The organism is Bradyrhizobium sp. JR3.5, assembly GCF_054057015.1.
Window position 1 is genome coordinate 2,140,780 of the sequence record NZ_JBSRYV010000001.1, and the last position, 18,330, is coordinate 2,159,109.

The 18,330-nt window shown below is 64.6% G+C and carries 20 protein-coding genes and 2 pseudogenes; 10 read left to right on the forward strand and 12 right to left on the reverse strand.

Features of this window, described 5'->3' with window-relative positions; translation table 11 throughout:
• Positions 1 to 51 precede the first annotated feature (51 nt).
• Positions 52 to 927, forward strand: a complete 876-nt coding sequence (locus tag ACVWW1_RS10735; RefSeq protein ID WP_456655746.1) for a DMT family transporter — start codon at positions 52 to 54, stop codon at positions 925 to 927.
• A gap of 79 nt (positions 928 to 1,006) precedes the next feature.
• Here the strand turns inward: ACVWW1_RS10735 and ACVWW1_RS10740 are convergent, their stop codons facing one another.
• Positions 1,007 to 1,252, reverse strand: coding sequence for a BrnA antitoxin family protein (locus ACVWW1_RS10740; RefSeq protein WP_092114100.1), 246 nt, complete (start codon positions 1,250 to 1,252; stop codon positions 1,007 to 1,009).
• A 3-nt stretch (positions 1,253 to 1,255) separates the two neighbouring features.
• A complete protein-coding gene (gene cysK / locus ACVWW1_RS10745) occupies positions 1,256 to 2,230 on the reverse strand; it encodes a cysteine synthase A (protein WP_092114098.1) in 975 nt (324 codons plus the stop codon).
• 228 nt (positions 2,231 to 2,458) lie between these two features.
• Between cysK and ACVWW1_RS10750 the strand changes: the two genes are divergently transcribed.
• Positions 2,459 to 2,674: a hypothetical protein gene (locus ACVWW1_RS10750; RefSeq protein ID WP_176531254.1), complete on the forward strand. Its 216-nt coding sequence runs from the start codon at positions 2,459 to 2,461 to the stop codon at positions 2,672 to 2,674.
• 9 nt (positions 2,675 to 2,683) lie between these two features.
• On the opposite strand, the gene tgt is transcribed toward ACVWW1_RS10750, so the two are convergent.
• Positions 2,684 to 3,817 carry a tRNA guanosine(34) transglycosylase Tgt gene (gene tgt, locus ACVWW1_RS10755; RefSeq protein ID WP_456655747.1) on the reverse strand — a complete coding sequence of 378 codons (1,134 nt, stop codon included), beginning with the start codon at positions 3,815 to 3,817 and terminating at the stop codon, positions 2,684 to 2,686.
• Between the two features lie 255 nt (positions 3,818 to 4,072).
• Here tgt and ACVWW1_RS10760 point away from each other — a divergent pair, with 255 nt between their 5' ends.
• The 4 genes from ACVWW1_RS10760 to ACVWW1_RS10775 all read left to right on the forward strand — a co-directional run bounded on the left by ACVWW1_RS10760 (position 4,073) and on the right by ACVWW1_RS10775 (position 8,232).
• The gene (locus ACVWW1_RS10760; RefSeq protein WP_456655748.1) at positions 4,073 to 5,206 is read left to right on the forward strand and encodes a patatin-like phospholipase family protein; all 1,134 of its coding nucleotides are present in this window, start codon (positions 4,073 to 4,075) and stop codon (positions 5,204 to 5,206) included.
• A gap of 97 nt (positions 5,207 to 5,303) precedes the next feature.
• Positions 5,304 to 6,041, forward strand: a complete 738-nt coding sequence (locus tag ACVWW1_RS10765) for a TetR/AcrR family transcriptional regulator (RefSeq protein ID WP_456655749.1) — start codon at positions 5,304 to 5,306, stop codon at positions 6,039 to 6,041.
• 301 nt (positions 6,042 to 6,342) lie between these two features.
• Positions 6,343 to 6,945 carry a PepSY domain-containing protein gene (locus ACVWW1_RS10770; protein ID WP_456655750.1) on the forward strand — a complete coding sequence of 201 codons (603 nt, stop codon included), beginning with the start codon at positions 6,343 to 6,345 and terminating at the stop codon, positions 6,943 to 6,945.
• A gap of 249 nt (positions 6,946 to 7,194) precedes the next feature.
• On the forward strand, positions 7,195 to 8,232 hold the full coding sequence (locus ACVWW1_RS10775) for an aspartate-semialdehyde dehydrogenase (RefSeq protein ID WP_456655751.1): 1,038 nt from the start codon (positions 7,195 to 7,197) through the stop codon (positions 8,230 to 8,232).
• Positions 8,233 to 8,404: 172 nt separating this feature from the next.
• Here ACVWW1_RS10775 and queA read toward each other — a convergent pair whose 3' ends face one another.
• The 5 genes from queA to coaD form a co-directional block, all read right to left on the reverse strand.
• Positions 8,405 to 9,481, reverse strand: a complete 1,077-nt coding sequence (gene queA, locus ACVWW1_RS10780) for a tRNA preQ1(34) S-adenosylmethionine ribosyltransferase-isomerase QueA (protein ID WP_456655752.1) — start codon at positions 9,479 to 9,481, stop codon at positions 8,405 to 8,407.
• A 76-nt stretch (positions 9,482 to 9,557) separates the two neighbouring features.
• The gene (locus tag ACVWW1_RS10785; RefSeq protein ID WP_016846097.1) at positions 9,558 to 10,022 is read right to left on the reverse strand and encodes a peptidylprolyl isomerase; all 465 of its coding nucleotides are present in this window, start codon (positions 10,020 to 10,022) and stop codon (positions 9,558 to 9,560) included.
• The gene (locus tag ACVWW1_RS10790; protein WP_456655753.1) at positions 9,998 to 10,438 is read right to left on the reverse strand and encodes a hypothetical protein; all 441 of its coding nucleotides are present in this window, start codon (positions 10,436 to 10,438) and stop codon (positions 9,998 to 10,000) included. Before ACVWW1_RS10790 ends, ACVWW1_RS10785 begins: the two co-directional genes overlap by 25 nt.
• 6 nt (positions 10,439 to 10,444) lie before the next feature.
• On the reverse strand, positions 10,445 to 11,008 hold the full coding sequence (locus tag ACVWW1_RS10795) for a peptidylprolyl isomerase (protein WP_173643492.1): 564 nt from the start codon (positions 11,006 to 11,008) through the stop codon (positions 10,445 to 10,447).
• Between the two features lie 46 nt (positions 11,009 to 11,054).
• The gene (coaD, locus tag ACVWW1_RS10800; RefSeq protein ID WP_207839726.1) at positions 11,055 to 11,552 is read right to left on the reverse strand and encodes a pantetheine-phosphate adenylyltransferase; all 498 of its coding nucleotides are present in this window, start codon (positions 11,550 to 11,552) and stop codon (positions 11,055 to 11,057) included.
• A gap of 266 nt (positions 11,553 to 11,818) precedes the next feature.
• Between coaD and ACVWW1_RS10805 the strand changes: the two genes are divergently transcribed.
• Positions 11,819 to 12,076: a hypothetical protein gene (locus ACVWW1_RS10805; protein ID WP_176531243.1), complete on the forward strand. Its 258-nt coding sequence runs from the start codon at positions 11,819 to 11,821 to the stop codon at positions 12,074 to 12,076.
• 236 nt (positions 12,077 to 12,312) lie between these two features.
• A pseudogene (locus tag ACVWW1_RS10810) lies at positions 12,313 to 14,212 on the forward strand (potassium transporter Kup).
• 98 nt (positions 14,213 to 14,310) lie between these two features.
• Here ACVWW1_RS10810 and ACVWW1_RS10815 read toward each other — a convergent pair.
• From ACVWW1_RS10815 to ACVWW1_RS10830, 4 genes are all read right to left on the reverse strand, one after another.
• The gene (locus ACVWW1_RS10815; RefSeq protein ID WP_456655754.1) at positions 14,311 to 15,594 is read right to left on the reverse strand and encodes a hypothetical protein; all 1,284 of its coding nucleotides are present in this window, start codon (positions 15,592 to 15,594) and stop codon (positions 14,311 to 14,313) included.
• 94 nt (positions 15,595 to 15,688) lie between these two features.
• On the reverse strand, positions 15,689 to 16,021 hold the full coding sequence (locus tag ACVWW1_RS10820) for a hypothetical protein (RefSeq protein ID WP_456655755.1): 333 nt from the start codon (positions 16,019 to 16,021) through the stop codon (positions 15,689 to 15,691).
• A gap of 56 nt (positions 16,022 to 16,077) precedes the next feature.
• Positions 16,078 to 17,391, reverse strand: a complete 1,314-nt coding sequence (locus ACVWW1_RS10825; protein WP_456655756.1) for a hypothetical protein — start codon at positions 17,389 to 17,391, stop codon at positions 16,078 to 16,080.
• Between the two features lie 112 nt (positions 17,392 to 17,503).
• Positions 17,504 to 17,692: a hypothetical protein gene (locus ACVWW1_RS10830; RefSeq protein ID WP_456655757.1), complete on the reverse strand. Its 189-nt coding sequence runs from the start codon at positions 17,690 to 17,692 to the stop codon at positions 17,504 to 17,506.
• A gap of 27 nt (positions 17,693 to 17,719) precedes the next feature.
• Between ACVWW1_RS10830 and ACVWW1_RS10835 the strand changes: the two are divergent.
• Together ACVWW1_RS10835 and ACVWW1_RS10840 are read left to right on the forward strand one after the other, a co-directional pair.
• Positions 17,720 to 17,939: pseudogene (locus ACVWW1_RS10835) on the forward strand (phosphotransferase family protein); the annotation flags it as partial.
• Positions 17,940 to 18,011: 72 nt separating this feature from the next.
• Positions 18,012 to 18,326, forward strand: a complete 315-nt coding sequence (locus ACVWW1_RS10840) for a phosphotransferase (RefSeq protein WP_456655758.1) — start codon at positions 18,012 to 18,014, stop codon at positions 18,324 to 18,326.
• The last annotated feature ends 4 nt before the right edge of the window (positions 18,327 to 18,330 follow it).

Genomic DNA, 18,330 nt, shown 5'->3' on the forward strand with positions numbered 1-18,330 from the left:
ATTCATACCAGCTCGCCGATACCGGGAATCCCACCTCATCTCATTCCGATCATGGATCGCACGCCCTCAAAGACCCGCGCAGCACTTTGGATGTCCGGTTGGCTCGCGCTGATGCTGATCGTGGCGGTGGCCGGCCGCGAGGCGACGCGCGAGGTCAACGTCTTCCAGCTGATGGCCGTGCGCGGCGTGCTCGGCTTCGTGATGCTGTATCCGCTGGTCCACATCCATGGCGGGTTTGCGATCGTGAAGACCGCGCGCGTGCACCTGCACATCGCGCGCAACCTGATCCATTTCTGCGCGCAGCTTGGCTGGTTCTATGCGCTGACACTGATCCCGATCGGCCAAGTGGTCGCGATCGAGTTCACCATGCCGATCTGGACCGCGATCCTCGCGGCGGGCTTCCTGGGCGAACGGATGACATCCTGGAAGATCGTCGCGATCGTGCTTGGCCTCATCGGCGTCATCGTGATCGTGCGGCCGGCGACCGGTGCGATCAATCCGGGCCAACTGATCGCGCTCGCCGCGGCCATGGGATTCGGGATCTCGATCGCCGTGGTCAAATCGCTGACGCGGACCGAGCAGGCGCTGACGATCATCTTCTGGATGCTGGTGGTGCAGTCGCTCGCCAGCATCGGGCCTGCGCTCTATGTCTGGACCTGGCCGCCGCTCTCCACCTGGGGCTGGCTTGCCGTGATCGCATTCTGCGGCACCTTTTCGCATTACTGCATGGCGCGCGCCCTGCTCCACGCTGACGCGACCGTCGTGATCCCGATGGATTTCGTCCGGGTCCCGCTGACCGCGATCGTCGGGTGGCTGATTTATGCCGAGCAGCTCGACGCCTATACGGTGCTTGGCGCCGCCATGATCCTGGCCGGCAACCTCCTGAACCTGAAGCCCGCTGCAAAGGTGTCGGCGCGCGCAAGATGACGGCGGCGCAGCGCTATACCGCTGCGGCTCGACCGCGAAGCCCGGGGATCATGCCGGGCTTCCCTGCTTCGAAAGCGTGCTACTTCCCCGCGGCCTTGCGCAGCGCCGCGTTGATGCGGTCCTGCCAGCCAGGGCCGCCCTCCTGGAAATATGCCAGCACGTCCTGATCGATCCGCAGCGTGACCTGCTCCCGGACGCCGGGGACCGGGACGGCCGCAGTCTTTGGCAGCGCATCCGCGACCTTGGTGGTGGCCCGCTTGAACGCCGCCTCGGCTTCGCTACGGGCATCGTTCAGGGTTCGCGGTCGTCTCGGCTGGTCGGCCATGTCCTAGATTCCTTCAAACAGCACCGTCGAGAGATAGCGCTCCGAGAATGACGGCACAATCGCCAGGATGGTCTTGCCCGCAGCCTCCGGCCGCTTGCCGATCTGCAAGGCGGCCGCGATCGCTGCCCCCGACGAGATGCCGCCGGGGATGCCTTCGTTGCGCGCCAGCGCGCGCGCGGTCTCGATCGCGGTGGCGCTGTTGATCTTGACGATCTCGTCGATCACCGAGCGGTCGAGGATGTCAGGGATGAAGCCTGCGCCGATGCCCTGGATCTTGTGCGGCGTATGCTGGCCGCCCGACAGCACCGGGCTCTCCTCCGGCTCCACCGCGACAACCCGCAATGACGGCTTGCGCGGCTTCAGCACCTGCCCGACGCCGGTGATGGTGCCGCCGGTGCCGACGCCGGCGACGAAATAATCGATGTTGCCGCCGGTGTCGTTCCAGATCTCCTCCGCCGTGGTGCGGCGATGGATTTCGGGGTTGGCGAGGTTCTTGAACTGCTGCGGCATGACGGCGTTGGGGGTCGTGCGCACGAGTTCTTCCGCGGTCGCGATCGAGCCCTTCATGCCCTGCGCCGCCGGGGTCAGCACGATCTCTGCACCGAGAAAGGCGAGCATTCGCCGCCGCTCGATCGACATCGACTCCGGCATCACGAGCTTCAGCCGATAGCCGCGCGACGCCGCGACGTAGGCCAGCGCAATCCCGGTATTGCCCGAGGTCGGCTCGATCAGCACGGTGTCGGCGTTGATGATGCCGGCCTTCTCCATCGCCACGATCATCGCCGCACCGATGCGGTCCTTCACGCTGGCCGCCGGATTGAAGTATTCCAGCTTGGCGAGGATCGTCGCGTTGACGCCGCTTGCCTGCGGCAGTCTGCGCAGCCGCACGATCGGCGTCGAGCCGATCGCATCGACGATGGAGTCAAAGACGCGGCCGCGTCCGGGTTGCACTGCACTCGTTGTCGACGGCGCGTCCATCAAGCGGCTCCTGTTGCGGGATATGCTGGAAATATGCGGTCTTCTCTCATTAGAAGCAGCGCATCATGACGCGCAAGTGAGAAACCGCCGAGGCGCCAATTCGTTGCATCGCAAAATAAGAACCTACGCAAATAACGTAAAACCTACGCATTTGTGTTGCGACAAGGTCAAACAAGTGCGTCTATATACTTTCGTCAGGTGCAGCTCAGAACGCAAAGGGAGGCGCGCATGCCGGCACTTGCTGAAGCTCTGTCGACCGTAACGTCCAGGCCCGATCCGCGCGGCAGCGATTTGCCGACCTGTCCGGTGTGTGCTGACTCCATGGTGGCGGCCGAAGCGTCCGCCTACCTGTTCGACAATTTGATCAGCTATCTCTGGACCTGCGACAATTGCGGTTACGGGTTCGTGACCAAGCACACGGTGAAACCGATCGTGTGCAACTGATCACACAGCTCACCTCGGAGCGATGTCACCGCGCGCCCAACCGGCGCGCGTTTTCGTTTTAAAATCCTCGAAGGTGCCGCTTGCCACCGCGTCGCGGATGCCCTGCATCAGCTCCTGGTAATAGGCGACGTTGATTTCGGACAGCAGCATTGCCCCAAGGGTTTCGCCGGCACGCACCAGATGGTGCAGATAGGCGCGCGAAGTGTTGCGCGCTCCCGGCCACGTGCTCTCTTCATCGAGCGGACGCGGATCGTCGATGTGCCGGGCGTTGCGCAGGTTGATCTGCCCGAACCGGGTGAACGCCATGCCATGCCGCCCGTTCCGGGTCGGCATCACACAGTCGAACATGTCGACGCCACGCGCCACCGCCTCCAGAATGTCCTCCGGCGTGCCGACGCCCATCAGATAGCGCGGCCGATCGGACGGCACCGCCGGCGCGGTCTCCTCGATCATCGACAGCATCACCGCCTGCGGCTCGCCGACCGCCAGCCCGCCGATCGCGTAGCCGTGAAAGCCGATTTCCGTCAGGCCGCGCGCGCTGGCGTGGCGGAGATCGGGGATGTCGCCGCCCTGGACGATGCCGAACAGCATGTAACCGTCCGGTGCGCTCTCGAAGGCACGCTTGGAGCGCTCGGCCCAGCGCAGCGACAGCTGCATCGCGCGCTCGATGTCGGCGCGCTCGGCCGGCAGCCGCACGCACTCGTCCATCTGCATCGCGATATCGGAGCCGAGCAGCCGCTGCACCTCGATCGAGCGCTCCGGCGACAGCTCGACCTTGGCGCCGTCGATATGCGAGCGGAAGGTCACGGCCTTCTCGGTCACCTTGCGCAGCTCCGAGAGCGACATCACCTGGAAGCCGCCGGAATCCGTCAGCATCGGCCCGCCCCAGCCGGTAAAGCGCTGCAGGCCGCCAAGCCCCGCGATCCGCTCGGCGCCCGGCCGCAGCATCAGGTGATAGGTGTTGCCGAGCACGATATCGGCACCGGCATCGCGCACCTCGCGCCAATGCATGCCCTTCATCGCCCCGGCGGTACCGACCGGCATGAATGCGGGCGTCCGGACGACGCCATGCGGCGTGGTCAGGCGCCCGGTGCGGGCGGCGCCATCAGTGGCCAGCAGTTCGAAATGATTGGGAAGATTCATGCGGCTGCTTATTGCGTGTCGCCGGTGCCCGATCAACCCGTCGGGTAACGGCCTCCACGCGACTTCGTGAACGGCAGCGGCCGGGCGGATGCTTGCCCCGGAACGGTCGTTCCGTTAAACAAAACGAAACCGTATCGTTTTATGTCGAGAATGAGGCGGCGGATCGTTCCCCGCCGCGACTGCAATCCGCGTGAAACCTGACTGGCCGAGATGTTCCCACCCTGCAGCGCCCGGCCTGACGGCGTCCGCGATCGGATGACAACCGCTCATGCGATCCGGCATGCGGTGCTGCTGTGCGGGCTCGCCTTCGCGCTGGCGGCCTGCAGCTCGCTGCCGCGGATGCCTTACACGGCTGCTGACGCCGCCAATTCGCGGGTGCTCGATCTCGACGGGCTGCGCCGCTACGCCGACGAGCCGGCGTCCAAATTCCGGCTCGAGAAGAGCGACCGCGCCCCGATCAAGACCTATCTCGCCCTCTCCGGCGGCGGCGCCGACGGCGCCTTTGGCGTCGGCGTCCTCAATGGCTGGACCGCGGCCGGCAACCGCCCGAGCTTCTCGGTCGTCTCCGGTGTCAGCACCGGCGGACTGATCGCGCCCTTTGCATTCCTCGGCCCGCGCTACGACGATACGCTGAGGGAGGTCTACACGTCAGGGATCGCCGAAAGCCTGCTGCAGGACCCGAGCCTGATGCGGGTGCTGTTCGGCTCCGGCCTGTTCGGCAACAAGCGGCTCCGCGAGCTGGTGGCGCGTTACGTCGGCCAGGACGTCCTGAGCGAGGTGGCGCGCGAAAACGCCAAGGGCCGAAAGCTCCTGATCGTCACCACCGATCTCGACACCCAGCGCACGGTGATCTGGGACATGGGACGGATCGCCGCCGTCGGAACGCCCGAGGCGCTACAGCTGTTTCGCGACGTGATGGCGGCCTCCGCCAGCATCCCGCTGGTATTTCCGCCGATCATGATCGACGCCGAGGGTCAGGGCCGCCGCTTCCAGGAGATGCATGTCGACGGCGGCGTGACTGCGCCGGTCCTGACGCTGCCGGACGCACTGCTGTTTCGCGAACGCGCCTGGCCCGCCGATGGCCGCATGAACATCTACATCCTCGTCAACAAGAAGCTCGAGGGCAACTTCGAGCTGGTGTCGAACTCGACGATCGACGTCGCCTCACGCAGCATTTCCGCAATCACCCAGGCGCAGACGCGCTCGGTCATTCTCTCGACCTATGATTTCGCCCGGCGCAACCGGCTGGGCTTCCATCTGTCCTACATCGAGCGCGACTATCCGGCGCCGGAAACCCAGGGCTTCGACACCGCCTATATGCGCGCGCTCTACCAGCACGGCTACGAGAAGGCCGCCGCGGGGCAGGCCTGGACCGCGACGCCGCCCTGAGCGGGCCAGCCCCCGGGTACCACCGAATGGACGAATCCGCATCGCGCGGGTTATAGACCGGACAGACCCGTCCGAACGCAAACGAGATGAATGGGCAATGGGATTGACGGCAACCAAGGCCAAGGTGGCCAAGCGCGGCGTGATCAAGTCACGTGGCGGCCGGCCGACCCGGGATGCTGCGATCGAGCGCGACCAGCGGCTGATCGAGGTCGCCACGCGCCTGTTCCTCGAGCGCGGCTTCGATGCGACGTCGATCGACGCCGTTGCCGAGGCGGCCCGCGTCAGCAAGCCCACCGTCTACGGACAGTACGGAGACAAGCGCGGCCTGTTCACCGCGGTGCTCAGGCGCGAAATTGCCCGCTGGCTTGCCCCGCTCGCCGCCGCGGCGGCCGAAGCGCAGGCCGGCGATAGCTGCGATGGTTCGGTCGAGGAAAGGCTGATCGAGCTCGGGCGCCAGCTGCTGGTGCTGAACTGCAGTGCCGACTCCATCGCCTTCAGCCGGATCCTGACCGCGCAGGCGATCAATTTCCCCGAGGTCGCCAAGCTTGCCGTCGACGAAGGCTGGTCGAAAGCGGTGTCGACGACGGCGGATTTCTTCGACCATCTGGTCGACAATGGCGCCCTCGACCTCGAGGACACGACGATCGCGGCCGAGACCTTCCTCAACATGGTGGTCGGCCACACCCACCGGATGGCGACATTCGGGATTCTGATCGACATGAAGGCCGCCGTGACGCGGATGGAAGTCTCGATCCGGCTGTTCCTCGCCGGTGCCGTGGGACCGCGGGACCGCCTGCGCGACGCCGCCAAGGCCCGTCGCCGGCCGGCGCGCTGACCGTTTTATAGGATCGTTTCGTCGTCTTACACGTTGCCGTGATGAGTCTTGAATAAACAGAACGAAACCGTATTGTTTAGTTGCAAAGAGACGCTCAGCCCGGATCGCCCCCCAAGGGTTCTGCGTCACCTTGTAACTTCGATCGTCACGACGGAGCTGCCGCCATCGCTCCGCCTGAACGTTCGGCGGCCGACCTCTGACTAACAGAGGTCGGCCGCACCTTTCTCGGCCCGCCCCTCTGCGAACGCGGGTCATGCGCGTGCACATGTTCAATACAGGTTAGACGATGAGGACAGGACGATTGCGCGCACTGAGGCATTGGGCATTGGGAGCGCGGCTGCTTGCAACCGCTCTGCTGGCGCTGCCCTTCGCGCCGCCGGCCCATGCGATCACGAGCTCGGCTGCCGCCGCGCTCACCCCGCAGGACAGTGACAGCGCGCTCGACGTACATGCGGTTCGCCGCGAGCTCGACAGCTTCCAGTCCGCCCAGATCTCGCTGCGCAAGGCGATGGCGATTGCGGAGGCGCTGCACTCAGGCTCGATCACCGCCGACATCAGCTTCGACGGCGCGTCGGATCCCGCAGTCTACCGGGTCAAGACCATGCAGCAGAACCGCATCTGGCAGCATGCGATCGACGCCTCGACCGGCCAAGTGGTCGGCGGCGAGCCGCCTTCGCCGCTGGCCTCCCTCGGCGCCGAAGACCGCGACAATCTCGTCGTGCTCAGGGCGCTGCGGCATCGGCTCGCCGATGCGGTGCGCGTCGCCGAGCACACGACCTCGGGCAAGGCGATCAGCGGCGGCTTGATGCGCGAACGCGGCAAGCTCAATTTCATCATCGTGGTGCTGACGGGCGGCGACCTGAAAGAGGTGATCCTCGAGCCGCCCGGCGCGCGCAGGCGCTGAGCGCGGCGCAAGCGCTGCCAGGTTCTCCCTTGCCAAGTTTTTGCCCAAAAGCCGTTGACGGACGCCGATCTCTGCCGCATAAGTCCGCACCATGATCACCGCGACCAAACGCACGACCAAAACCACCAAGCCCTCTGGGGCCTCGGGAGGCGTGCGCGCGTAGTCGGTCGTACAGCATCATCTCTACCCGAAGCCCCGCCTGATGAAGGTCCGGGGCTTTTTTGTTGCCCGCGTCATGCTCAAATTCGAATGGAGGACAAAGTGAGTAACGATCCCGTCGTCGCGATTGTCGGCGTCACCGGCGCAGTCGGCGCCGAATTCATCGCCACCATGGACAAGCGCGGCTTCCGCGTCGGCAAGCTGAAGGCGCTGGCGAGCGCCCGTTCGGCCGGCAAGACCGTCAGCTTCCGCGGCAAGCCGGTCGTGATCGAGGAGCTGACCGAGCGCGCCTTCGAGGGCGTCGACATCGCGCTGTTCTCGGCGGGCAGCGGCATCTCGAAGAAGTTCGCGCCCGTTGCCGTGAAGTGCGGCGCCGTCGTGGTCGACAATTCGTCGGCCTTCCGGATGGACCCGAACGTGCCGCTGGTGATCCCCGAGATCAACGCCAATCGCATCCGCGACCACAAGGGCATCATCGCCAACCCGAACTGCGCCGCCATCACCGCGCTGGTGCCGCTGTGGCCGATCCACCAGAAGAACCGCATCAAGCGCGTGATCATCTCGACTTACCAGGCCGCGAGCGGCGCGGGAGCAGCCGCAATGGAGGAGCTCGTCGAATCCACCCGCGCCAATCTCAACGGACAGGTCTACACCCCGAAGGTGATGCCACACCCCTACGCCTTCAACCTGTTCAACCACAACACGGCCATCGATCCGGAGACCGGCTACAACGACGAAGAGACCAAGGTCATCAAGGAGACCCACAAGATCTTCGAGGACGAGAAGATCGCCGTCGGCGTCACCTGCGTGCGGGTGCCGGTGCTGCGCGCGCATTGCGAGACGATCACCTTCGAATGCGAGAAGCCGATCACCGAGGACCAAGTGCGCGCGATCATGGCGCAGGCGCCGGGCGTCAAGATCGTCGACGACCGCGCGAAGAACTATTTCCCGATGCCGATCGATGCGTCCGGTCAGGATGACGTGCTGGTCGGCCGCATCCGCAAGGATCTCAGCGACCCCAGCGGGCACTCGATCTCGATGTTCGTCGCGGCCGATCAGCTGCTCAAGGGCGCCGCGCTGAACGCGGTGCAGATCGCCGAGCTGTTGCCCGAACGCGCAATGGCGTGAGGTCGCGGCGATACCAAACCCGTCATCCCCGCACAATGGCGTAACCATTGTCGTGGAGGTGCGAGCGGAGCGAGTCTCGAAGGATGCACGGCCCCAGTCGGGCCGTCGCCCTTCGAGGGCCGCTGAAGAGCGGCCACCTCAGGGTGACGGTGATAAAGTTGAGTTTGCTGAACTACCCGCCCGCGCGGAACAGCAAACAGGCATCGCCGTATGAATAGAACCGGTAGCCGTCGCTGATCGCGTGCGCGTAGGCGTTCTGCATCGTCTCGAGGCCGGAGAAGGCCGAGACCAGCATGAACAGCGTTGAACGCGGCAGGTGGAAGTTCGTCAGCAGGATATCGACCGCGCGGAAGCGATAGCCCGGCGTGATGAAGATCGAGGTTTCCGCCGCAAACGGCTGGATGGTGCCGTCGGCATTGGCAGCGCTCTCCAGCAGCCGCAGGGACGTGGTGCCGATCGCGACGATCCGGCCGCCCTTTGCGCGCGCGGCATTCAGGGCAGAAGCGGTCTCGGCGGTGATGCATCCCCATTCGGCATGCATCCTATGCTCGGAGGTTTCGTCCACTTTGACCGGCAGGAACGTCCCTGCCCCGACATGCAGCGTCAGGCGATGCAGATCGACGCCGCGGCTCTTCAGCGTGGCCTCGAGCGCCGGCGTGAAATGCAATCCCGCCGTCGGCGCGGCGACCGCGCCTTCATTGGCGGCGAACATGGTCTGGTAGTCGCTGACGTCCTGGTCGTCGGGCATGCGCTTGGAGGCGATGTAGGGCGGCAGCGGCGTGGCGCCGACATCGGCGATGGCCTGGTCGAGCACCGGACCATGGAACGAGAATGACAGCGTCACCTCGCCTTCCTGCCCCTTGGCCTCGACCTCTGCATCGAGATTGCCGAGCAGGCAGACCTTGCCCTCATTGCCGAAGCGGATGGTGTCGCCGGGCGCAAGCTTCTTCGCCGGCTTCACCAGCGCCTGCCAGCGCGAGCCGTCGAGCCGCTTGATCAAGGTCGCCTCGATCTTCGGCTCGGTCTCGCGCCCGATCCGGCGGCCCTTGAGCTGGGCTGCGATCACCTTGGTGTCGTTGACGACGATCTGATCGCCGGGCTCCAGCCAATGCGGCAGGTCCGCGATCGTGGCGTCGCGCAGCACGCCGTCCGGATGCACCACCAGCATCCGCGCGGAATCGCGCGGGCTCGCGGGGCGAAGCGCGATGCTCTCGGGCGGCAGTTCGAAATCAAAGAGATCGGTGCGCATGGCGCGATTGTAACTTCAACGTTGTCATTCCGGGTACGTCGCTTTCGCCACGCCCCGGAATGACGAAGTGTTCAGCTCAAGCCGCGTCGGCGGCCATGCGCGCCTTGACGATCTTGTCCGGATCCTTCACCGGCTCGCCGCGCTTGATCTTGTCGACGTTCTCCATGCCCTCGGTGACCTTGCCCCAGACCGTGTACTGGCCGTTGAGGAAGGAGGCGTCGTCGAAGCAGATGAAGAACTGGCTGTCGCCGGAATCCGGATTGGCGGCGCGGGCCATCGAGGCGGTGCCGCGGACGTGCGGCTCCTTGTTGAACTCGGCCTTCAGCTTTTTGCCGGAGCCGCCCATGCCGGTGCCCTGCGGGCAGCCGGTCTGCGCCATGAAGCCGTCGATCACGCGATGGAACACGATGCCGTCGTAGAAGCCTTCGCGCACCAGCTCCTTGATCCGCGCGACGTGACCGGGAGCGAGATCCGGGCGCATCTCGATCGTGACCGGGCCCTGGGTGGTTTCGAGGATCAGAGTATTTTCGGTAGCAGCCATGCTCGCTTCTCCTGGCTTCGGGGTGGATATTTCTTGTTCCTGAACGGGATCGCGAATGGACGGCCCGCAACCGCGCCGCCCAGGCTCTCGGTAAATGGCATCGGCGTGCAGCGTTGCAGCGCATCCATCACGGCGACCCGGTATGCGATCCGGTCGTTGTCGGTCGCCTCCTGCGATTCATAGCTGATCCTGGGATGCCCGAGGATCGCGCCCTCTCGGTTGAAGCTGACAATGACGGTAATGTCGATCGGGCCGGCCTTGTCCGCCGGCGGCGGCCGCCAGCAGCGATGGATGGCAAGAACAACGTCCCTGATCGTATTGAGTTGCTCCGGCTCGGCCGCCACCGATCCGGCCAGCGCGAGCCACAGCACAAGCGGCGCGGCGAACCAGGCAAGTGGTCTGCTGCGCGCCGCCATCGCCGATCACTTGATGTCGGATGCGACCTGCACCTTCACCATCTTGTCGGGATCGGTGACGGCGCCGCCGGGAGAGCCCGCGGGAGCCTTCTTCAGCTTGTCGACCACGTCCATGCCCGACACCACCTCGCCGACCACGGTGTACTGGCCGTTGAGGCTCGATCCGTCGGCGAACATGATGAAGAACTGCGAATTGGCGCTGTCGACGCTGTCGCCGCGCCGGGCCATGCCGACGATACCGCGCTTGAACGGGACCTGCGAGAATTCCTGCTTCAGGTTCGGATATTTCGAGCCGCCGGTGCCGTTGAAGTTCTGGCCGTCGCCGGTCTGCGCCATGAAGCCATCCATCACGCGATGGAATGGCACGTTGTTGTAGAAGCCCTCGCGCGCCAGCTGCTTGATGCGCTCGGCATGCTGGGGCGCGATGTCGGTGCGCAGCTTGATGACGATGCGGCCCTTGGTGGTGTCGATCACGATCGCATTGGCCTTGTCGAGATTGGCAGGCAGCGGCTGCGCGACCGCAGGCACGACGCAGAGCAGCGCGGCAACGAATGCAAGAATGCGGATCATGGAAACTCCGGACCTTTGACGTTCTGGGTGTGGCAGGCCGCCGGTATCAGCCGGCGAACTTGGCCTTCAGGCTAGCGGCGACTGATGACGGCACGAATGCAGAAAAGTCGCCGCCCATCTGGGCGATTTGGCGCACCAGTGTGGCGGTGATCGGGCGGACCGCGACCGACGCCGGAACGAACACGGTATGCACCTCGGGCGCCATCGCCTCGTTCATGCCGGCCAGCTGCATCTCGTAGTCGAGATCGGTGCCGTCGCGCAGACCACGAATCATCAGCGTGGCCTTGGCCGCGCGCGCCGCCGCGACCGTGAGGTTGTCATAGGTCGCGCTTTCGAAGGCGCAGCCCGCCTTCTGGGCGATGGGGCCGAACACCTCATGGACCATGGCCAGCCGTTCCTCGGTGGAGAACAGCGGCTTCTTGCCGGGATGGACGCCGATGGCGACGATCAGGCGGTCACAGAGGAAGACGGCCTGTCTCACCACGTCCAGATGGCCGTTGGTGACGGGATCGAAGGAGCCGGGATAGAGCGCGATACGGGACATGGTCCCTCCTAACCCGCCCGGCTCTCCCCGGCAAGCCGCCCGGGTTCCGCCCGTCGCGCAAAATAAATCTCCACTCGTCCAGTGAACGAGTTGTGGGATGCCAGCGTCTACGTGGGTGAATGTTTCGTCGGCCGTTGGCGGACGAAACAAACCGGCCGGCGATGAAACCATTTTCCACCCTGGCGAAGACACCAGGAAACGTGCGGCCGGTAGACATTGGACAACGAAACGACGGGCCCGGGGGGCCCGATCCTATGGGGACCGTCATGATCAAGGCACTTTCCGCTATCACCGTTGCCGCGTTCATTGCCGCCGCGCTCACTGTTCTGCCGGGCTTTGCGCCGCAGGTCGCGGCCTCCACCCCGCAGCCGCTGGCCAAGAGCGACCGTCTCGACATCCACCCGGCCGGCAAGGACTGCTCGCAGCAGGCCTGGCCGAATTTCGAGGCCTCGTGCCTGCGCAGCGCCGGCAACAAGACGGTGGTTCGCGAAGCCCGCCTCGTTACCGCCGACCGCACGCCGTAGGCGCTTTCAAGCCACCTCGACGCTCGTCCATGTGAGGACTACGCGTCCCCAGACCTTTGCCGCTCCGACGCGATCCGAACGGAAAATGCCTCGTCAGCCCGGTGTAAGCTCGGGCCGTCACACAAAACCCAATGGTAATTTGCGACGTCCCGTCGCAGACTATCGTCTAAGGCGCCCGACCGGATGACCCGGCGGGCGCAAGCCATCGGGGGATTGCCGTGACCAGTACGCCCGCCATCGTTTCTTCTGGCCATCCTCCAACCAGCCCGATTCCGTTTGCCGTCACGCTCGGTGCCCTGGGTGTCGTCTATGGCGACATCGGCACCAGCCCGCTCTACGCCCTGAAGGAAGCCGCCAAGGCCGCCGCCCATGGCGGGCCACTCAGCCAAACTGCCGTGCTGGGCACGGTCTCGCTGATCCTGTGGGCGCTGATCCTCATCATTTCAGTCAAATACGCCATGCTGATCCTGCGCGCGGACAACCGCGGCGAAGGCGGCATCGTCGCGCTACTGGCGCTGCTCTCGGCACGCAACGCGGCGCCTGGCACCTGGCGCGCGCATCTGTTGGTTGTCGGCCTGGTCGGCGCCGCCCTGCTCTATGGCGACGGCGCGATCACGCCGGCCATTTCCGTGCTGTCGGCGATCGAAGGCCTGAAGGTCGACGCGCCCTCGCTGGCGCCGGCGGTGGTGCCGCTCACCGTCGTGATCCTGATCGGCCTGTTCTTCATGCAGAAGCAGGGCACCGGCTTCATCGGCAAGATCTTCGGCCCGGTGATGCTGTTCTGGTTCGCCGTGCTCGCGGCGCTGGGCATTCACGGCATCGTCAAGGCGCCCGGCGTGCTGGTCGCACTGAGCCCGTTCTATGCGTTCGATTTCCTGATCCATCAGGATTTTCACGTCAGCTTCGCGATCCTCGGTGCCGCGTTCCTCGCCGTCACCGGCGGTGAGGCGATGTATGCCGACATGGGGCATTTCGGCCGCTTTCCGATCAGGCTCGCGTGGTTCGCCATCTGCCTGCCCGCGCTGGTGCTGAACTATTTCGGCCAGGCCGGCGAGCTGATCAACGACCCAAGCTCGATCGACAACCCGTTCTTCCAGCTCGCCCCCGGCTGGGCGCATTACCCGCTCGTCCTGCTCGCGACGGTAGCGACCGTGATCGCCTCACAGGCCATCATCTCCGGTGTGTTCTCGCTGACCCAGCAGTCGATCCAGCTCGGCTTCCTGCCGCGGATGCATATCCACCACACCACGAGCGATGCGATCGGACAGATCTATGTGCCGCTGGTGAACTGGCTGCTCGCGGCCGCAACGCTCGGCGCCGTGCTCGCCTTCGGCACCTCGGACGCACTCGCCGGCGCCTACGGCATCGCCGTGTCGCTGTTGATGGCGATCACCACGCTGCTCGCTGCGCTTGGTCGCGATCCACTGGGGCTATTCGCCGATCATCGTGATCGCCGTGAACGGCTTCTTCTTCATCATCGACGCGATCTTCTTTGCGGCGAACACCGAGAAACTGCTCGAGGGCGGCTGGTTCCCGCTGCTGCTTGCGGCCGCGGTGGCGTTCCTGATGATGACCTGGCGCGGCGGCGTCAAGCTGGTCGAAAGGGCGCGCGGCAAGCTGCGCCAGCCCGAGGAGGATCTGATCGAGACCGCGGTCAACAAGTGCAGCGCCCGCCTGCCCGGCACCGCCGTGTTCCTGGCCTCGGCCCCCAACGGGGTGCCGCTCGCGCTGACCCAGTTCGTCAAGCACAATCACGTGCTGCATCAGCGCGTGCTGTTGGTCACCGTGCAGATCGAGGAGCGGCCGCGGATTCCCGAAGAGGAACGCGCCGACGTCAACGAGATCAGCCCGGGCATCACCCGGATCATCCTGCACTACGGCTTCATGCAGTACCCGACGATCTACGAAGGGCTGCAGCTCGCCTGCCGGCAGGGCAAGCTGCCCGGCATCGATCTCTCCGACGTGACCTACTACATCGGCCGTGAAACCATCATCCCGCGCGAGGACGTTCCGGGCATGTGGGTATGGCGTGAATCGTTATTCGCCTTCCTGCAGCGCAACGCCGAGCGGTCGGCGGCGTTCTTTGGCGTGCCGACCGGTCAGGTCGTGGAGTTCGGCACCGAGATCGAGATTTGATCGAGCGGCTCACGTCGCCCGGATGTCTCTGCGTTACATTCCGGGCTACGTGACGGCAAAGCAAGCCTCGTTCGATTTAGGCCGTCGCGGGCCAACGATCATGCAACATGCGACGGGGCCGCAAGCACCATCGCGGGGCTGACGGGCTGGTTCACCACGAGTGTACCTCCATGGCCGTCGCTGGAGGTGACGAAGGTTGACGCGATGTAGTTGCCCAGCAGCGCGATGTTCGCGGCATGTGTGCCATCGGTCAAACTAAGCGTGCCGCCTGTGCTGTCGCCCGAATAGCCCGGGACGACCGCCTTCGAAAACGCGATGTCCGCGAAATCGATGGCGTCGTTGCCCGTCATTCCCGCAACCGTTCCGGTGAAGCTCCGGGAGTCATCCAGCTTCAGCGTGCCGCTGTCTGACGCAAAGGAAAGATCGGCAGCGCTCGCCGAAGGCAGATCGAGCGTTTGTCCGGCCGCGATGGTCGGCGGATCCTCAACCGTGAACGGGCTCGACCAGTTTCCCCAGACCGTGCCATCGAACGCGCGAATCCAGAGCGTGTCGCTGCTTGAACCGACCTTGTAGGTCAGCTGCGAAAGTTGAGACGCCGATACATAGTTGTCCTGGTTCGGTGCCAGCGCCGCCCCATTGAGGAAGAACGCGCCGCCGCCACCTCCGGTGTCCCACACGTCATACTGTGTTGCCGCACTTCCGAACGGGTCGGAATAGGTAAAGAGCACGGAGCCGGGATAGATCTGGCCCTGAATGGATGTCACCGTCGGGTTGACCGGCGCGACGACCGGGCCGGTGTCGATCGGCGCGGTGACCGTGAATGCACTGGACCATGCGCCCCAAACCGTCCCGTCATTGGCCCGCACCCAAAGCGTGTCCGCTCCGGATCCCGATTGGTAGGTCAGGTAAGGAAGCTGTGCGGCAGTGAAAATATTGTCGCCGTTGGGCTGGAGTGCCTGCCCGTTGAAGACGAAATGCCCGTCACCGCCGCCGGTGTCCCACACGTCATACTGCGTGGCGGCGCTTCCGAACGGATCGCTGTAGGTAAACAGCGAGGACGCGGCGTAGCTTTGCCCATGGGTCGCGTTCAGATTTTGCACAATCTCGACGGGGCCGGGATCGACAGGAGCCGAGATGGTAAAGGCGTTCGACCAGGCTCCCCAGACGGTCCCGTCATTAGCCCGTATCCAGAGCGTGTCGATGCCCGATCCGGATTGATAGGAGAGCGATGAGAGTTGGGCGGCCGTGACATAGTTGTCGCGCCGAGCGGGAAGCCCGATGCCGTTGAGTGAGAAATGGCCGCCGGTGACGCCGCTGTCCCAGACATCGTATGCGACTGCGGCGCTTCCGAACGGGTCGCTGTAGGTGAACAGCGACGACACGGAATAGTTCTGGGCATGAACAGCCACATGGTTGGCGACAGTTTCGACCGGACCGCTGTCAAGCGGGGCAGTCACCGTAAACGCTGCCGACCAGCTACCCCACACGGTCCCGTCGTTGGCGCGTACCCACAAGCGTATCCGCGCCGGAGCCCGACTGGTAGACGAGCTGCGAGAGCTGCGCGGCCGTGATGATGTTGTCCGTGTTGGGGTTGAGCGCCACGCCGTTCAGAACGAAATGCCCGCCGCCGGTGCCACTGTCCCAGAAATCATACTGCGTAGCGCCGACCCCGAACGGATCGCTGTAGGTGAACAGCGTGCTGGCCGCGTAGCTCTGCCCGTGCGCCGCCTGGATCGACGCCACGGCCTCCACCGGTCCGGTATCGATCGGACCGACCACCGTGAAGGCATTCGACCAGGAGCTCCACACGTAGCCGTCGAACGCACGGACCCACAGCGTGTCGGAGCCGGAGCCGGCCGTGTACGTCAGACTGGAGAGCTGACCGGCATTGATGATGATGTCCTGACCGCCTGCATAAGGCGCAAGCGCGCCCAGCTGAAAATAGCCGCCGCCGGATCCTGTGTTCCAAACGTCATATTCCGTGGCGGCACTGCCGAGCGAGTCGCTGTGTCGCTGTAGCTGAACAACGACGCCGCGCTGAAGATTTGGTTGTGCGTGGCGGTCTTGCTGACCCCCACGACACTAGGCGTATCCACGGGGGCCGTGATCTGAATGGCCTGCCAGGAGCCCGTGACGCTTCCGTAGACGTACTGGACCCAGAACGTGTCGCTACCGGATCCCGCAAAATAAGTGGCCTGCGCCAATTGTGCAGCCGTCAGGCCGACCGTTACGCCGTTCGGCTGGAGTGCCCCGTTGACGGTGACCTTCGCTCCGCCGCTACCGGTCTCCCAGATATTGTAGAGCGTGATTGTGGCGCTCCCGGATGCGGCTCCCCCAGACACCAGGCTCGCCAGCGGCATGCTCCCCGCATGCGGGAAACCGAAGGAGGAAACGTTCAGAGATCCGTCCGTGTCGGCGTCCAGGATGTTGTAGTACCCGTGCCCGCCTGTCGAGGGATCCCCGGACCAGCGGCTGACGGCAGTGAAGCCGCTGACCGTGACGCCGCCGGACGCGCCATTGACGGCCCAGGTCGAGCTCGCGCCGTTGATGGCGAGCTGCACGATGCCAAAGTCGATCGCGCCCGGAGAAACCGGCTGGCCGTTCAGGAAATACACCGGCGTGTCCCATTCGGTCGCGATCTGCGACAGCGCCTGAACCTCGGAGCCAAGCGCCGAGAAGCCTGCATTCACCAGCTCGGTTGCATCGTTGGCAAGTTGTGAGCCGATCGCGAGCGGGGACTGTCCGTTTGGTTGCAGGAGCGCATTGACCAACGGCTCGATTGCATTGAAGGTGCTCTGAACGCTGTAGCCGTTCGCGATGTAGGCGTTCAACGTCGATACGAATTGGACGTTCGCGGCGATCAAGTTATTGTAATAGGCGAATGCGCCGACTTCGAGTGCGACCGTGATGACGCTGCCCTGGATAGAGCCGAATGGCTTGTATTGGAGGAGCGTGTAAACCCCGTTGACGCCGGCTTCGTTGAGGTGGTCGACATATTCCGGGTCGGGGATGAGAAGCACACCGGCGATCGCGTTTGTCGAGATCGTGTAACTCTGCACCAGCGTGGGTGATGCCGAGATCGTCGTCTGCCAGGCAGGGCCGCCATCGGCGGCGATCAGTGTCGGGCTTCCCAGGATTGAATAAGTCTGTACCGCGTTAGATAATATTATGAGTGCCATGCAACTGTACCTGCCGTCTAAACCGTAGAGGCAATGGCAGTGAGATATCAAATGTTGCGGCGAATTGCGAGAGCCCGGATTTCATCTCGCTCCATCCGGGCTACGGGTGCTGTCAGGGAATGTCAGGCGATGCGCCTCTCCAACTGAAGCCACGGCTGTCGGTCTCGATCGACCAGGCGCTGGCGATCATCAACCGCGCCGCGCCGGGCGCGACCGTGCGCGACGTCATCGCGCCGCGCGGCGGCGCGATCGGCACGATCCTCGAGATCGCGCTGACGGACGGGCCAAGCTGCATCCTCAAGGTCTATCCGCAGAGCTGCATTGGAAGATGGCGAAGGAGGTCTATGTCCACGAACTGTTGCGCGACGTCGATATCCCCGTCCCCCGCATTCTCCTCGCCGACGACACGCGCGCAGTGATCGGCCTCAGCTTCGTGCTGATGAGCAAGCTCAACGGCATCGAGCCCAGCCGGCGCGATCCGGCGCTGAGCGATGAGGAGCAGTTTGCGATCTTCGCCGAGATGGGCGCCGCGCTGCGCAGGATCAACGACATCACGCTCGACATTTTCGGCTATATCGGCCCGAACGGGGTCTGGACGCCGCACCATCCATGCCGGCAACGTGCTGGTGACGCCGCATGGCACGCCGCAACTCTGCGGCATCGTCGATTTCGAGAACGCGACCGCCGGCGATCCTTTTATGGATATCGCCAAGGCGCTGTACTATCTTACCCCGAAGGATGCGTCGCGGCGTGAAGGCTTGCTCGCCGGCTATGGCGCGCTTCACCGCCCCGACTGGGAGGCCACGATCGCGCTTTACCGGCTCGCCGCCACGCTGGAGCTGTGGTGCTGGATGGCGCAGATCGGACGGCCGGATGCGCTTGCCGGTCTCAGTAGAGAACTCGAGAATTCCACCGGCCAGGGCATGGCCTATTGACCGA

Coding starts and splice junctions, on each gene's coding strand:
- ACVWW1_RS10735 (WP_456655746.1), top strand. CDS start 52: ATGGATCGCACGCCCTCAAAGACCCGCGCAGCACTTTGGATGTCCGGT.
- ACVWW1_RS10740 (WP_092114100.1), bottom strand. CDS start 1,252: ATGGCCGACCAGCCGAGACGACCGCGAACCCTGAACGATGCCCGTAGC.
- cysK (WP_092114098.1), bottom strand. CDS start 2,230: ATGGACGCGCCGTCGACAACGAGTGCAGTGCAACCCGGACGCGGCCGC.
- ACVWW1_RS10750 (WP_176531254.1), top strand. CDS start 2,459: ATGCCGGCACTTGCTGAAGCTCTGTCGACCGTAACGTCCAGGCCCGAT.
- tgt (WP_456655747.1), bottom strand. CDS start 3,817: ATGAATCTTCCCAATCATTTCGAACTGCTGGCCACTGATGGCGCCGCC.
- ACVWW1_RS10760 (WP_456655748.1), top strand. CDS start 4,073: ATGACAACCGCTCATGCGATCCGGCATGCGGTGCTGCTGTGCGGGCTC.
- ACVWW1_RS10765 (WP_456655749.1), top strand. CDS start 5,304: ATGGGATTGACGGCAACCAAGGCCAAGGTGGCCAAGCGCGGCGTGATC.
- ACVWW1_RS10775 (WP_456655751.1), top strand. CDS start 7,195: ATGGAGGACAAAGTGAGTAACGATCCCGTCGTCGCGATTGTCGGCGTC.
- queA (WP_456655752.1), bottom strand. CDS start 9,481: ATGCGCACCGATCTCTTTGATTTCGAACTGCCGCCCGAGAGCATCGCG.
- ACVWW1_RS10785 (WP_016846097.1), bottom strand. CDS start 10,022: ATGGCTGCTACCGAAAATACTCTGATCCTCGAAACCACCCAGGGCCCG.
- ACVWW1_RS10790 (WP_456655753.1), bottom strand. CDS start 10,438: ATGGCGGCGCGCAGCAGACCACTTGCCTGGTTCGCCGCGCCGCTTGTG.
- ACVWW1_RS10795 (WP_173643492.1), bottom strand. CDS start 11,008: ATGATCCGCATTCTTGCATTCGTTGCCGCGCTGCTCTGCGTCGTGCCT.
- coaD (WP_207839726.1), bottom strand. CDS start 11,552: ATGTCCCGTATCGCGCTCTATCCCGGCTCCTTCGATCCCGTCACCAAC.
- ACVWW1_RS10805 (WP_176531243.1), top strand. CDS start 11,819: ATGATCAAGGCACTTTCCGCTATCACCGTTGCCGCGTTCATTGCCGCC.
- ACVWW1_RS10825 (WP_456655756.1), bottom strand. CDS start 17,391: ATGGCACTCATAATATTATCTAACGCGGTACAGACTTATTCAATCCTG.